This window comes from Actinoallomurus sp. CA-142502 (assembly GCF_050936355.1).
Classification (GTDB): Bacteria; Actinomycetota; Actinomycetes; order Streptosporangiales; family Streptosporangiaceae; genus Actinoallomurus; species Actinoallomurus iriomotensis.
Genome location: NZ_JBNJMY010000001.1, coordinates 9,088,690 through 9,102,368 on the forward strand (window position 1 = coordinate 9,088,690; position 13,679 = coordinate 9,102,368).

At 70.3% G+C, this 13,679-nt stretch carries 14 protein-coding genes and 1 tRNA gene; 9 read left to right on the plus strand and 6 right to left on the minus strand.

The window, feature by feature from the left end:
• Positions 1–16: 16 nt before the first annotated feature.
• Both ACQEV1_RS42370 and ACQEV1_RS42375 read left to right on the plus strand, forming a co-directional pair.
• Entirely contained in the window at positions 17–1,471 is a 1,455-nt protein-coding gene (locus tag ACQEV1_RS42370; protein WP_433402294.1) for an aldehyde dehydrogenase family protein, read from the plus strand.
• Positions 1,468–1,923 carry a GlcG/HbpS family heme-binding protein gene (locus ACQEV1_RS42375; protein ID WP_433402296.1) on the plus strand — a complete coding sequence of 152 codons (456 nt, stop codon included), beginning with the start codon at positions 1,468–1,470 and terminating at the stop codon, positions 1,921–1,923. The genes ACQEV1_RS42370 and ACQEV1_RS42375 overlap by 4 nt, the downstream gene beginning before the upstream one ends.
• A gap of 58 nt (positions 1,924–1,981) precedes the next feature.
• On the opposite strand, the gene ACQEV1_RS42380 is transcribed toward ACQEV1_RS42375, so the two are convergent.
• The 3 genes from ACQEV1_RS42380 to ACQEV1_RS42390 form a co-directional block, all read right to left on the minus strand.
• Positions 1,982–3,337 (minus strand): MFS transporter, encoded by a 1,356-nt coding sequence (locus ACQEV1_RS42380; protein WP_433402298.1) that lies wholly within the window; start codon positions 3,335–3,337, stop codon positions 1,982–1,984.
• Positions 3,338–3,403: 66 nt separating this feature from the next.
• Entirely contained in the window at positions 3,404–3,850 is a 447-nt protein-coding gene (locus tag ACQEV1_RS42385; protein ID WP_433402300.1) for a RidA family protein, read from the minus strand.
• Complete coding sequence (locus ACQEV1_RS42390; protein WP_433402302.1) at positions 3,843–5,459, minus strand: gamma-glutamyltransferase family protein; 1,617 nt, start codon at positions 5,457–5,459, stop codon at positions 3,843–3,845. The genes ACQEV1_RS42385 and ACQEV1_RS42390 overlap by 8 nt, the downstream gene beginning before the upstream one ends.
• A gap of 214 nt (positions 5,460–5,673) precedes the next feature.
• On the opposite strand from ACQEV1_RS42390, the gene ACQEV1_RS42395 reads away from it, so the two are divergent.
• The 7 genes from ACQEV1_RS42395 (at position 5,674) to ACQEV1_RS42425 (ending at position 12,240) form a co-directional block, all read left to right on the plus strand.
• On the plus strand, positions 5,674–7,326 hold the full coding sequence (locus ACQEV1_RS42395; RefSeq protein WP_433402304.1) for a hypothetical protein: 1,653 nt from the start codon (positions 5,674–5,676) through the stop codon (positions 7,324–7,326).
• A gap of 225 nt (positions 7,327–7,551) precedes the next feature.
• Entirely contained in the window at positions 7,552–8,292 is a 741-nt protein-coding gene (locus ACQEV1_RS42400) for a TenA family transcriptional regulator (RefSeq protein WP_433402306.1), read from the plus strand.
• A gap of 69 nt (positions 8,293–8,361) precedes the next feature.
• A complete protein-coding gene (locus tag ACQEV1_RS42405; RefSeq protein ID WP_433402308.1) occupies positions 8,362–8,691 on the plus strand; it encodes a Rieske (2Fe-2S) protein in 330 nt (109 codons plus the stop codon).
• A 12-nt stretch (positions 8,692–8,703) separates the two neighbouring features.
• Positions 8,704–9,933: an NAD(P)/FAD-dependent oxidoreductase gene (locus ACQEV1_RS42410; RefSeq protein ID WP_433402310.1), complete on the plus strand. Its 1,230-nt coding sequence runs from the start codon at positions 8,704–8,706 to the stop codon at positions 9,931–9,933.
• Between the two features lie 12 nt (positions 9,934–9,945).
• Positions 9,946–10,329: a Rieske (2Fe-2S) protein gene (locus ACQEV1_RS42415; RefSeq protein ID WP_433402313.1), complete on the plus strand. Its 384-nt coding sequence runs from the start codon at positions 9,946–9,948 to the stop codon at positions 10,327–10,329.
• Complete coding sequence (locus tag ACQEV1_RS42420) at positions 10,326–11,084, plus strand: YoaK family protein (protein ID WP_433402316.1); 759 nt, start codon at positions 10,326–10,328, stop codon at positions 11,082–11,084. The genes ACQEV1_RS42415 and ACQEV1_RS42420 overlap by 4 nt, the downstream gene beginning before the upstream one ends.
• Positions 11,085–11,145: 61 nt before the next feature.
• On the plus strand, positions 11,146–12,240 hold the full coding sequence (locus tag ACQEV1_RS42425; RefSeq protein ID WP_433402319.1) for a TerC/Alx family metal homeostasis membrane protein: 1,095 nt from the start codon (positions 11,146–11,148) through the stop codon (positions 12,238–12,240).
• Between the two features lie 74 nt (positions 12,241–12,314).
• Here the strand turns inward: ACQEV1_RS42425 and ACQEV1_RS42430 are convergent, their stop codons facing one another.
• The 3 genes from ACQEV1_RS42430 to ACQEV1_RS42440 all read right to left on the minus strand — a co-directional run bounded on the left by ACQEV1_RS42430 (position 12,315) and on the right by ACQEV1_RS42440 (position 13,589).
• A complete protein-coding gene (locus tag ACQEV1_RS42430; RefSeq protein ID WP_433402322.1) occupies positions 12,315–12,659 on the minus strand; it encodes a hypothetical protein in 345 nt (114 codons plus the stop codon).
• Positions 12,660–13,013: 354 nt separating this feature from the next.
• A tRNA-Lys gene (locus ACQEV1_RS42435) sits at positions 13,014–13,086 on the minus strand.
• A 71-nt stretch (positions 13,087–13,157) separates the two neighbouring features.
• Positions 13,158–13,589 carry a response regulator transcription factor gene (locus ACQEV1_RS42440; protein ID WP_285633772.1) on the minus strand — a complete coding sequence of 144 codons (432 nt, stop codon included), beginning with the start codon at positions 13,587–13,589 and terminating at the stop codon, positions 13,158–13,160.
• Positions 13,590–13,679 lie beyond the last annotated feature (90 nt).

A 13,679-nucleotide genomic window follows, 5' to 3' on the forward strand; every position in this document is an offset into this window, starting at 1 on the left:
TCGTCGGAGGTTCTTCGTGCACTTCGCACCATCGGCTTCCCCTGTCGGGGGGCTCGCGCCACCCGACCCCGCAGACGGCCGGTCCGTCGATCCCGCCGCACCTGGACGGGTCGTCCATACCTTCCGGCCGGCCACGGCGGCCGACGTCCATACCGCGATCGACGAGGCCGAGGCCGCCGCTCGCGAGTGGGCGGCGAGCACACCGCTGCGCCGAGCGACCGTCCTCGCCGGGATCGCCGACGGGCTGGAACGCCGCCGCGATGAGCTGGCCGCTCTGATCACTTCTGAGGAGGGCAAGCCGGCCGGTGCCGCGCGCGGCGAGGTCGGCAAGTCCGCGGAACAGTTCCGGCTCGCCGCCCAGCTGGCCTACCTCGTCGAGGGCACCACATACCCGGGCGAGGCCCCGGGGACCTTCGCCTTCACCCTGCGCGGACCGCTCGGAGTGATCGCCGCCATCACTCCCTGGAACTTCCCGCTCTCCCTGGCCGCCCGCAAGATCGCGCCCGCGCTCGCGGTCGGCAACGCCGTCGTGTTCAAGCCCTCTCCGGTCACCGCGGGGACCGGCGCGCTCCTGGTCGAGATCGCCGTCGAGGCAGGGCTCCCCGCACCGGTGCTGCCAGTGCTGCAGGGGCACGATTCGGAGGCGATGGCCGCGTTGCTGGGCGATGAGCGGATCCGGGGAATCAGCTTCACCGGCTCCGACGGCGTCGGCGCGCTGATCCGCGCTCACGCCCACCGCCAGGCTCGGCTGCAGCTGGAGCTCGGCGGCCGCAACGCCGCCGTCGTGTGCGCGGACGCCGACCTCGAGAAGGCCGCCGCGGACATCGTGGCAGGCGCGTTCGGCCTCACCGGCCAGGCCTGTACGTCGACGGACCGCGTACTCGTCGCCAAGCCGGTCGCGGCCGAGTTCACGGCCTTGCTGACCGCGAAGGTCCGTGCCTTGCGGGTCGGCCCGGGCGATCGAGACGGGGTGACTACCGGACCGGTCGCCACCGCCGCCCAGTTCGAGCGGCTCACCGCCCTGAAGGATCACGCGTTGGCCGCGGGGGCCGGGGCGGTGGCCGAGGCCGAGCTTCTCGACGGCCGTGACCCGGACGGATACTGGGTCGCCCCCACCCTGTTCACCGAAGTCCCGGAGAATCACCCGCTCGTCGCGGACGAGGTGTTCGGTCCGTTCTGCTCGGTGGTCCCCGTCGGCGACGTGGAGGAGGCCCTCGCGATCGTCAACGCCTCCTCACACGGTCTGGTCACCGGCGTGCACACCGCCGACCTCGCCGGTGCCCACCGGTTCGCCGCGGCCGCCCGCTGCGGGATCGTCAAAGTCAACGCGCCGACCACCGGCAACGGCGTGGCCCCACCGTTCGGCGGCTGGAAGGCGTCCTCCGGCGGCGCCTTTCCCGAGGGCGGGCGCCAAGCCCTCGACTTCGTCACCGACACCAAGACTGTCTACCTCACCCACGGAGCGAAATGATGCAGGTCATCCACCGCCTGACCCTCGAGGACGCGCTGGTCATCCTCAAGGCCGCCGAGGCCGAGGCCGAGCGGATCGGCGTCAAGCAGACGATCTGCGTCGCGGACGACGGCGCTCACCCGATCGCGCTGCACCGGATGACCGGGGCCCGGCTCACCGGCGTCGACATCGCGATCGCCAAGGCCTTCACCGCCGCCGGCCACCAGCGCGCCACCCACCTGTTCAACGAGCCGCCGGACGGGCCCGCGCTGCCCGGTAATGAGGCCTTCGGTATTCAGCACATGCACACCGGGAAGTTCACCGTGTTCGTGGGGGGCTTCCCGATCGTGCACGAGGGCCAGGTCATCGGCGCGGTCGGCGTGAGCGGGGGCAACGGCGAGCAGGACAAGGCGGTCGGGGCGGCGGCACTCGCTGCGTTCGTGGAGCACGTCGCCGGCACCACCACGGCCTGAGCGTCCGGTCCGGGTACCTCGCACCGCCGTCGTACGGTCCGAAGTACCCGGACCGTTCTCAGCGAGGCGTACGGCCGGCGAAGGACACGAGCAGCGCCAGCAGGGCCATACCCGCGCAGACGAGGGCCATGGCCTCGGACGAGCCATCTCCGCCGGGAGCGTCACCGGCGATCACGGCGACGACCGCGCCGGCGAGTGTCGCGCCGACGAAACGGAGCATGTTGAAGACCCCGAGGCCGGTGCCCGAGTCGGCCTCCTGAGCCGAGCGGCTGGCCCCGGCGGTCGCCGGCGTCTGGGTCAGGGCCATCCCCGCGCCGATGAATGTCACCACGGTGACGAGTGCCATCATCGGTCCGCCGCCGGACCCGCCCACCGCGACGACGAGCGCGAGGGCGACTTCGGCCAGGGCCAGGCAGACGAGCCCGCCCCGGAGCGCGCGGCGCGGGCTCCAACGCTCGGTGAGCAGGCCCGCCACCGGAGCGAGCAGCGTCATCGCCAGTGGCAGCGCGACGACGAGCATCCCGGCCGCGTGAGAACTGACGCCCAGGCGCGCCGTCAGATGCAACGGAACCGTGAGCAGCGTGGCCGTCAGGCAGAACATCTGGCACAGCGCGGCCACCGCGGAGCGGACGAAACGCGGCTCGGCCAACAGCCCCAACGGCACGAATGGTTCCGCACGGCGCCGTTCGACCAGCACGAACGCGCCGAGCGCGGCGATCCCGGACCCGAGCCCGGCCCACACGACCGGCGACCACAGGCCGGCGGGCGCCACCGCCGAGGCCCCGACGAGCACGAACGCCACGCCGGCGGCAAGCGGGAGTGCCCCCGCCAGGTCGAGCCGTACGACTCGCGGTGGAGTCCGGGGTATCGAACGCCAGCCTCCGGCGAATGCCACCGCCGCGAAGGGCACGATCACGACGAACACCGACCGCCAGCCGAAAGCGTCGGTGAGAAGTCCGCCGACGGTCGGGCCCGCCGCCTGGCCCGCCCCGTTGGCGGCGGCCCACCAGGACACGGCCCGCCCACGCCGCTCGGCCCCGGCGGCCGCGGTGAGCAACGCGAGCACGGTCGGCAGCACGAGGGCCCCGGAAAAGCCCTGCACCAGCCGGAACACGACGAGCACGCCCAGCGTCGGCGCCGTCGCCGCGCCCAGGGCGCCGAGCATCACACCGATCATGGACAGGAGGAACACTCGCCGCCGGCCGAGCCGGTCGCCGAGCCAGCCCGCGAAGGGCAGCCCGACCGCACAGGTCAGATTGAACGCGACGACGATCAGCGTCCCGCTGGTCAGCGGCGCGCCGAGATCCGCGGTCATCACCGCCAGCGGCACGTTGACCAGAGTGTTCGCGATCGTGCTGGCGAAGGTCCCGACCATCAGGGCCGCGGTGAGCAACCCGAGGGGACCGCTGCTCACGGAGCTCGTGGGACGTTCTCGTACTGCTCCGGTCACGTGCCGGCCTCTCCATCTTCCGCCGCCGCCTCAACGTACGGCCGCGATCAACTCCACCTCGACGGGGGCACCACCCGGCAACGTGCGTACTCCGACGGCCGTTCGGACGGGCAGGGACTCCTCACCCAACCGGGCGGCGAGCGTCTCGGAAGCTCCATCGGCGACGGCGGACAGCCCGGTGAAATCGTCCGTGCAGCGGACATAGACCGTCATCCGGACGCAACGCTTGATGCGGTCGAGCCCGCCCGCCGCTTCGCTCACCGCCACGAGGGCGTTGCCCGCCGCGAGCCCCGCCGCCCAAGCCGCCATGGCAGCGTCGAGGTCCTCTCCGACCCGGCCGGTCACGACGAGGCGGCCCTGGCGGCGGGGAGTCATGCCGGCGCTGTACGCGAGCCCGCCGTCGAGCAACGCGGCCCGGTATCGGCCCTGCGGGACCGGGGGAGCGGGAAGCTGCGGCTCGGAACTGTGCTCAGACACCGAGGGCCACCCCTTCCTGGCGTGAGTCCGATCCACCCACGAGGCAACCGCGTTCGTGGTCGACCGAGACGACCTGCGCGCTCCCGCCCGCACCCCAGTCGCCGACCGGGACCACCGCGTGCCCCCGATGGCGCAGCGCGTCCAGGACGTCCGGCCCGAGCCGGTCCTCGGCGCGCAGCTCGGAGGGGGACCCGAGGTCCCCGGCATCGCTGCCGGGGAACACGGAGAAGCGCGGGGCGTCGACGACGGCCTGCGGTCCGGCGCCGTGATCGAGCAGATGGGACAGCAGCTGAGCGTTCCACTGCACCTGGCCGTCCCCACCCGGGGTGTTGCCGACGTGCCGGAGCCGGCCGTCGGCATCGGTCACGAGCCAGGCGTTGAGGGTATGCAGCGGCCTACGCCGCGGCCGGACCTCGTTGGGGTGCCCGGGCAACAGGTAGGCGCCGCGGCCGAGCCGATTGTTCAGGACGATCCCGGTGCCGGGGATCGTGATCCCAGCGCCGAAGGTGAACGCGAGTGAATGGATCAGGCTGACGGCGCGGCCCTCGCCGTCGACGGCGACCATCGAGGTGGTGTCCCCGCCCGGCCACGCTCCGGCGGGCCCGGGTAGGTCGCCGGCGCGGATGCGGGCGCGGGCCGCCTCGACGGTGGCGGGCTCGCCGCCGCGCCGCCAGCCGTCGGAGTCGCTCCCCGCCCGGGCGTAACGGTCGGCGAAGGCGATCCGGGCGGCCCCGGCGAGCCAGTGCACCTCCAAGGCCGACAGCGGGGCGCCGCCGAGTTCCCCCTCGCACATGGCGAGCTGATCGAGGACCATCCAGCCCGGCGACGGGATCGGGGTCTGGTACACCCAGTGGCCGCGGTAACGGCGGCGCGGCGCGGGCTCGGGCCTCACCGCACCGGTCGCGGCCCATTCGTCGCCGGAGAACGGCGCGCCGAGTCCGTTGAGGTGCGCGACGGCTCGTTCGGCCGGCTCACCGGTGTAGAACGCGGCGGGGTCGGCGGCCAATCGCTCGATGGACGAAGCCAGCAGCGGCTGCGGAAGCCGGGTCCCGACCGGCGGGACCACCCCGTCGGGCAGCAACGCCGCGGCGGTATCCGGATCCGAGGCGAGGCGAGGCATGTGGCGCTGAATGTCCCCGGCGGTCCGCGCGGTGCACGGCACACCGCGCAGCGCCAGTGCGACGGCCGGCGCCCACAGGTCGGTGAGTGAGCGCGTCGCGCCGGATCGGTGGAGTGCCGAGAGCGCCGCGATCGCTCCCGGCACGGCGACCGAAAGGGCACCATGCCGGGGAAGGCGAGGCATGTCCGCATAACGTTCGGGCGTACCGCCGTCGGGGCCGAAGCCGCTGCCACAGAACGCGCGGACGGTGCCATCCGGCTCATGGACCAGGGCGAACGCATCTCCTCCGATACCGCACTGCCCAGGCAGAGCGAGCCACGCCACTGCGGCCATGGCCAGTGCGGCATCGATGGCCGTACCGCCGTGCGCGAGAATGTCCGCGCCGGCGCGGCTGATCGCGGGGTGACTGGCGGCGGCCATCCCCTCGCTGCCAAGGCTGGAGGGTCTGAGCGCGTCCGGAAACGGGGGTGGTGGTGCGCTGACGGTCATCCGGGCACCATGACGCACGGCCGGGCGGATTCAGTAGGGGCGGACTGCACATGGTCGGTCGATCGATCTGTGCACTCTGACGACCCGGCAATATGCACAATCCGAAACCTGCGATATGTGCATTGTTGTCATAGCCGCATCACCGCAGCTGAGAGCACCGTGACCCGCCACACCACCACAACGACCGCCATCGTTGGTCGGGAAGGAGGCCGCAGTGGGCCTGACTGCAGCGCACTGGGTCTACCTAGCGGGTGTGCTCCTCATCATCGGAGTCACCATCGCACGCAAGAACGTCCTGATCCCCGCACTGCTCGCCACCGGCGCCACGGCCTGGGTCATGACAGGCAGCCCCATCACCGGCATCCAGGCGATCTTCAACGCCAGCCTGGTCGCAGCGTCCGAACTCTTCAACATTCTCCTGATCATCGCCATGGTCACCGCGCTGCTCGGCGCGCTACGGGTGATGAAGGCCGACCAGCGTATGGTCACGCCGTTCCAGAAGGTCATGCGGGGCGGCTGGTCCGCCTACGCGGTACTGGCCGTGGTCACGTACGGTATCAGCCTGTTCTTCTGGCCGACGCCTGCCGTGCCCCTCATCGGCGCGATCCTCGTCCCAGCGGCGATCCGGGCCGGGCTACCGGCGATGGGGGCCGCGATGGCGATCGCCGTCGCTGGACAGGGCATGGCCCTGTCCAGCGACTACGTCCTGCAAGTCGCGCCTGGGCTGTCCGGAACCGCGGCCGGGGTCAAGGGCACCGCCGTGGCCGACGCCGCGCTCGTCCTCTCACTGATCACCGGCCTCACCGCGCTCGCGATCACCGCGGTCATGCTGCGCCGCCACATGCGCGCGCCGTCCCCTGAGAACCTGGAGCGATGGGAAGCGGGCGTCGTGGCCGAGCCCCGCCCGGCGCGGCGGCTTCTCCGCGGTATGTCGGCGTCGGCCCCCCGGGAGCCGAGCCCGGAGCCGATCTCCGTCGTCGAGGAAGTCGAGGAAAAGGTCACCGTCGGCGCCGCGATCGGTGACACGGGCGCGCCGCCCGGCCCAGGTGGTGCGCCTCGCCCCAGCGGAGCGGGCGGAGACGGCGCAGGCGAAGATCCGCTGACCGTGACGGCGAACCCGGAGGAGCCGGAGACGGAGCTCGACGACCCCAGGATCACCCGCCTGGCGAAGATCTTTTCCGTCGGGGTGCCGGTCGTGTTCGTGCTGATGATCGCGTACATGGTGCTCGGAAAGTTCACCCGGCTCGTGCCGTCGCTCGAGGGCGGTTCGGCCGCGGCGCTGGCCGGGGGGCTCGCGGCCATCCTGCTGATCATCGCCGTGGTGGCACTCGACGGCCCGAAGAAGGCACTGGGGTCGGTGGGCGAGCATGTCACGGACGGCTTGATCTTCGCCGTCCGTGCGATGGGCGTCGTGCTCCCGATCGCGGGGTTCTTCTTCCTCGGCAACGCCGAGTTCGCCGGCAAGATACTGGGCTACGAGAACGGTCACCATGCCCCAGGCCTCCTGGTCGACCTCGTCACGGCGGGCGAACGGTTCATCCCCGGCAACCGGGTGGTCATGTGCTTCGGCGTGCTCATCATCGGGATGGCGTGCGGACTGGAGGGCTCGGGCTTCTCCGGGCTGCCGCTGACCGGTTCACTCGCCGGGGCACTTGGGACGAACCACGGAATGGATCCGGCGACCCTGGCCGCGGTCGGCCAGATGGGCTCGGTGTGGGCTGGTGGAGGTGTGCTCATCGCCTGGTCGTCGCTGCTCGTGGTGGCGGGAGTCACCCGCGTTCCCGTGCTCGACCTCGCGCGCAAGTGTTTCCTCCCCGTGTGCGCCGGCCTGATCCTGTCCACTCTGGTGGCGGCGCTCGTGCTGTAGACCGTCTTCTCGCTGCCCTTCGGACGGCTCCGATGCCTCGTGCACCGGAGCCGTTCGTGCGTCCGGCAGGCTGTGCGAGGTGCTGCAAGAACTCCCTATTTCCTGTGCGTACTGACCAGGATCTGGCGATTCTTCCGGACTAGCGTTCTTCACATCGGGTCAGGCCGGAGCGCCATCGGCCACCCGGTTCCACCACTCCCAAGCGACTCCTGAGGAGGGATCGCCATGACCCTGACGGTTGACAACCCCGCCGGCTCCGGCACGCCGGGGATGCTGTCCCGCGAGGACTTCCGCGCGGCACTGGAGAAGGCCATCAAGGGGCGCGAGGCCAAGAACGCCTCGTTCAGCCGGGCGTGGGCTGACGGCGAACTCACCCGCGAGCACTTCTCTCGCTGGGCCGAGAACCACTACCACTACGTCGGCCCGTTCGCGGACTACCTCGGCTACATCTACGGCAACACCCCGGACCACTTCACCGATGCCAAGGACTTCACGCTGCAGAACATGTACGAGGAGGAGCTCGCCGACATCCGGCACACCGATCTCCTCATCCGCTTCGGCGAGGCGTGCGGTACGACGAGGGAACGCATCGAGAACCCGGAGAACATGAACGCGGTCACCCGCGGCCTGCAGGCCTGGTGCTACGCGGTCGCGATGCGCGAGCACTTCGTGGTCGCCACCGCCGCGCTGGTCGTCGGCCTGGAATCGCAGGTTCCCAGCATCTACAAGAAGCAGATCGTCCCGCTACGTGAGAAGTACAAGTTCAGCGAGGACGAGATCGAGTTCTTCGACCTGCACATCACCTCCGACGAGGTGCACGGCGAGCGCGGCTACCAGATCGTGCTCAACCACGCCGACACCCCCGAGCTGCAGCAGCGCTGCCTACAGCTCGTCCGGTGGGGTGCGGAGATGCGCTTCTCCTACACGAAGGCGCTCTACGACACCTACGTCGCGCCCTCGCTGTAACGCACCGACCGATCCCGTCGCGGCGAGCACACGCCCGCGCTCGCCGCCACCCGTCCAGGAGGTCACACCGTGAGCGACACGGAGACTCAGTACTGGGTGGCCACGGTGCCGCTCGCGGACCTGAAGCGTCGCAAGAAGACCCGCGTCGAGGTGGGGGCCCGGGCGGTGGCCCTGTTCCTGGTCGGCGACCGGGTCTTCGCTCTCGACGATGTCTGCGTTCACAAGGGACGCTCGCTGTCCCGCGGGGTGATCTGGCAGGGCAAGGTCGTCTGCCCTGGTCACCAGTGGACCTTCGACCCCGAGACCGGCGAGGCCGAAGACCAGGACGACTGCCAGCCGGTCCACGACGTCCGGGTGATCGACGGCGTTGTGCACGTCACCGCCTTCCCGCGCGGCTAGAGGAGGCCTCCCATGTCCGACCTGCCTCGCAGCTTCGTCACCGTCGGGGGCGGCCAGGCCGCCGTGGCCGCCGTTCGCCTGCTGCGCCGTCGCGGCTTCGACGGACCCGTGACCGTACTCTCCGACGAGACCCGGGCTCCCTACCAGCGCCCCCCGCTGTCCAAGGACTTCCTGCGGGGAGAGACCACCACCGAAGAGGTCACCCTGCTCGACGAGGCCTGGTGCGCCGCCAACGACGTCGACCTGCGCCTCGGCGCACCGGTCGAGTCCGTCGCGCCAGGCGAGGCACGGCTGGCGGACGGATCGGTCGTACCGGGCGAGGCGATTCTGATCGCCACCGGCGTGCGCGCCCGCCGCCTGCCCGGTGTCGACGGCGACCGGGTGATCCATCTCCGCACGCTCGACGACGCCGTCCGGCTGCGTGACCTGCTCCCGTCCGCCGAGCGGATCGCCGTTGTCGGCGGCGGGCTGATCGGCTCCGAGGTCGCGTCCTCGGCTCGTGAGTCCGGCATCGCGGTGACCGTACTGGAGGTCGCGGAACTGCCGATGCTCGCGCAACTCGGCCCGCGGATGGCCCGTTTCTACGCGGACCTGCACCGCGAGGCCGGTGTGGACCTGCGCTGTGGTCAGAAGATCGACACCGCCGACAGCACCGCGGCGGGGGTGGCGTTGCACACCGCGGACGGCACGGTGGAGGCGGACCTCGTCGTGGTCGCGGTGGGAGCGGTACCCAACGACCTGGTCGCACGGAGATCCGGGCTCGCCGTCGATCCGGCCCGCGGTGGAATCATCGTCGACAGCGCCTGCCGCACCGCCATGCCGGGCGTGTTCGCCGCCGGTGACATCGCGACGCGTGCGGTCCAGGACCGGTACACCCGCGTGGAGCACGTCGACAACGCCACCACACAGGGCGCCGCCGTCGCGAAGGCACTGATCGGCAAGCCGGTCGGCGGCGCGGATGAGACTCCGTGGTTCTCGTCGGATCAGTACGGACTGGACCTGCAGTTCGTCTGCCGCCCGCACCCCGGCGCCGAACTCGTGGTCCGGGGCAACGTCGCCGACCGCGACTTCACCGCCTTCTACACCACCGACGGGATCGTCCACGCGGCCTTCACGGTCGACCGAGGTGGCGACATCCCCGCCGCGAAGCAGCTCATCACACTCGGACTGCCGGTGCCCGCCGAGGCCCTGGCCGCCGACGACACCGACCTGTTCGATCTCCTTGACACGATCGGCGCCTGAGGGAGAAAGACCGTGGAGTTCCACAAGATCGCCCGTTCCGGACAGATACCCGAAGGGGTCGTCCGCCGCTTCTTCGTCGGAGAGGTCGAGGTCGCGCTCGCCCGCTCCGACGGGGAGATCCACGCGACATCGAACTACTGCAGCCATCTCGACTGCCTGCTCTCCAGCGGCAAGGTGACCGACGAGGGGTTGCTCTGCTCGTGCCACGGCAGCGTGTTCGACTACGAGTCCGGCGAGCCACTTCAACCACCCGCCACGCGCCCGATCACCGTCTTCCCGGCAATGGAGAAGGACGGGCACGTCTTCGTCGGGATCGACGACGAGCTGGCCGAAGCCGCCATGCGCCGCCGCGCCGCAGGTTCGCGCCGCCTGAGCCCGCCGACCGCGACCTCATGACCCTCCACTGGGAACAGCGCGCACCCGCCGTCGGCACGACCCCTGCCACCGGTACTGCCGCTGCCGGCGCCCCTGCGGCACGACGCCCGGCCGCGGACCGGCTCGATCTGACACTGATGCTGGTCCTCACGTTCGCGACCGGCATCGTCGACGCGATCGGATATCTCGGCCTCGACCACGTCTTCGCCGGAAACATGACCGGCAACGTCGTCATCCTGGGCATGGGGCTCAACGGGGCGGACGGCCTTCCCAGCCTCGGTCCGGCACTCGCGCTCGTCGCGTTCGTGCTCGGCGCCGCCGCGGTCGGACGGCTCCTGCGGCCGGTCCAGGCGAAGGGCTGGTCGGGCGTGCACACCGCCCTGCTCGTGGTCGTCGGCGTCGTGCTCGCCGTCGCCGCCGCGCTCCTCTACGCGTCCGAAGCCCGGCCGGTACGGCCATGGAACCTGGTCATCACGGCCATGCTGGCCCTCGCGATGGGGGCGCAGGCCGCGACCGCGCGGCATGTGGCGGTCAAGGACGTCACGACGGTCGTCGTGACCTCGACGATCACCAGCCTCGCAGCGGACCGCTGGCGCGGCGCCGAGCGCCAGCCGTGGGTCCGGCGTGTGCTCGCGATCGCCGGTATCGCCGCGGGCGCCTTGGCCGGGGCGTCGCTGCTGACCGTCCACATCGGCCTCGGGCCGCTCGTGGCGGCGGTTCTGGTCCTCGCGGTCGCCCTCGTCGGATGGGTCGGCCACCGGCACATCGACGCCTGAACCGCCATCACGCGGCGGAGCGGACGACCTGAACCGTCCGCGGTCACTCCTGGAGGCTCCCGTGTCCGTGCCCGCTTGGCTCTGGGCGGTCACCATCGCCGGTCTGCTGCTCGTGGTGCTGGCCGATCTGACAGCCGACAGTCGCCGCCGTCATACGGTGACCGTCCCCGAGGCCGCTCGCTGGCTGGGCATCTACGTAAGTCTGGCGGTCCTGTTCGGTCTGGGGATCTGGTTCTTCGCGGGCGGTACGTACGCCGGTGAGTTCTTCGGCGGTTACATCACCGAATACTCACTCTCGGTCGACAACCTGTTCGTCTTCATGATCATCATGGGATCGTTCCGGGTGCCGGCCGTTCATCAGCACCGCGTGCTGCTGGTCGGCATCGTGATCGCGCTGTTCATGCGGGGCGCGTTCATCGCCGTTGGCGCCCTGGCGATCAATGCCCTGAGCTGGCTCTTCTACCTTTTCGCCGCGTTCCTGATCTACACGTCGGTGAACCTGGTCCGGCAGGGCATGGGCGCGGACGAGGAGTGGACCGAGCCGAAGGTCGTCGGCCTGGTGCGTCGGCTGCTCCCGGTGACCGATCGGTTCTGCGGAGCCAAGACGACCGTACGGCTCGATGGCAAGCGCTGGTTCACCCCGATGCTGATCGTGATGATCGCGATCGGCCTCACCGACCTGCTCTTCGCACTCGACTCGATCCCCGCGATCTTCGGCCTCACCCGGGAGCCGTTTCTGGTCTGCACCGCGAACTCGTTCGCGCTGATGGCGCTCCGGCAGTTGTACGTCCTGCTGGGCGGGCTGCTGAAGAAGCTGGTCTATCTTTCCTACGGGCTCGCCGCCATCCTCGCGCTCATCGGCGTGAAGCTGGTCCTGCACGCCCTGCACGAGAACGAACTGCCGTTCCTCAACGACGGCAACGCCATACCCATCCCCGAGATCAGCATCGAGATCTCGCTCATGGTCATCGTGGGCGTCCTCGCCATCACCACGGTCGCAAGCCTGGTGGCGGTACGGCGCAACCCGGCGCTCGTCGCCCCAGCGGAAGAAGACGGACATCCGGGCGGCAGTGCGCCTGACCTGCCGCCTCAGCAGCTCATCCGAGCCGATCAACGCACGGCTCGGCCAGGCAGCGATCAGCCGACCCACCGCTGAAGGCGCGGCGACGGCCACGTTCGCCGCCGGACTCACCACGCTCGGTGTGGTCAGTCAGCCTCGACGAACGTCGCCTACACCTCCTCCAAGCCGATTTTCGGCGGAGCCCTGCGTCCACGGTTCGGGGAGTGCGCGTCCAGGTCTGCCGACAGCCGGCGCATTGTCGGAAGCGACAATCCCCGAAGGGTGCCGAGATCGCCGTCCATCGACTCGACGAACCAGCCGCCGAGACCGTCGATCTTGAAGACCTCTGCGGACCCGGGCTTGCCGTGCACCGTCCCGTCGAACTCCAACACCGAGTCGCAGCCGACGACCAGGCCTTCGTCCACGCCACTGACCTGGACGACGGGGTCCAGGCCTGCCCGCCGGAGCAGGGCCAGGCGCGACGGGGAGGCGGGCGCCAGAATCAACTTCACCATGAGTCGTCATCGGTGCGCTGGGCGTTCGACATCGGGGATCACCACCTCCCGAGCAGGAACGACTTGCTGAGGACGAAAGCATGTGCTTATTGGTTCGTGTCCAGCCGCCGTACAGAGCCCCCATCTCGCCGAAGAAGAGTCGACACTCGGATTGAGTCGCTCAGCGTGAGCCGCCCTTACGAGGACTGCCAGGTAGGACAACGCTCTCTTCAGCATCACTGGAGGCCAGCTGACGGCCCCGTCCGACAAGATCGTGACATTCGAGCACCCACCGAACATCCACGGGGTGCAAACCGCCCCACAACGCACACTGGGCACTCTCGACAGCGTCGAGAATGCCCAGCTCAGCACGGGTGCGCCGCCAGGGACTTGAACCCCGAACCCGCGGATTAAGAGTCCGCTGCTCTGCCAATTGAGCTAGCGGCGCTTGCGACATCCGTTACTCTAGCAGCCCCCTCACACCCTCGCGAATCGAACGATCCCGCCCTCGGATCCGGTTCAGTGCCGGGTCTGCCACAGGCTGATCGCGGCCCCTCGGGAGTTCACCTCGAGCTTGGCGTAGATGCGGTTGACGTGGTTCTTCACCGTCTTCTCGCTCAGGAACAGCTCCCTGGCGATCTCCCCGTTCGAGCGGCCGCTGGCGATCAGGTCCATGACCTCTGCCTCTCTCGCGGACAGGCCCAAGTGGGCGCGGCCGGCGGCGCGTACGGCCTGGAGCAGCCTTCTCGGGGTCAGCTCCTTCGGGCGGAGGCAGCCGCTGGCGCCCTCGCGCAGGGCCGCGGTCGCCGCCGAAGGCGAGGGGCACAGGACGAAGACGCAGGCCGTACGGCTCAGTGGGGCGGTGTGCGCGGCGGACGACAGACCCAGCAGCACGACGTCCGGCCTCAGGCGTTCGGCGGCCTCGATCGGCTCGGCCGGCTCTGGGAGCACTTCTACCTCATCACTGCTCCTGAGCGACGACGTGAGCGAGGGGTCGCCATCGACGATCATCACGCGAAGTGGTCGGTCCGAACTCATCCG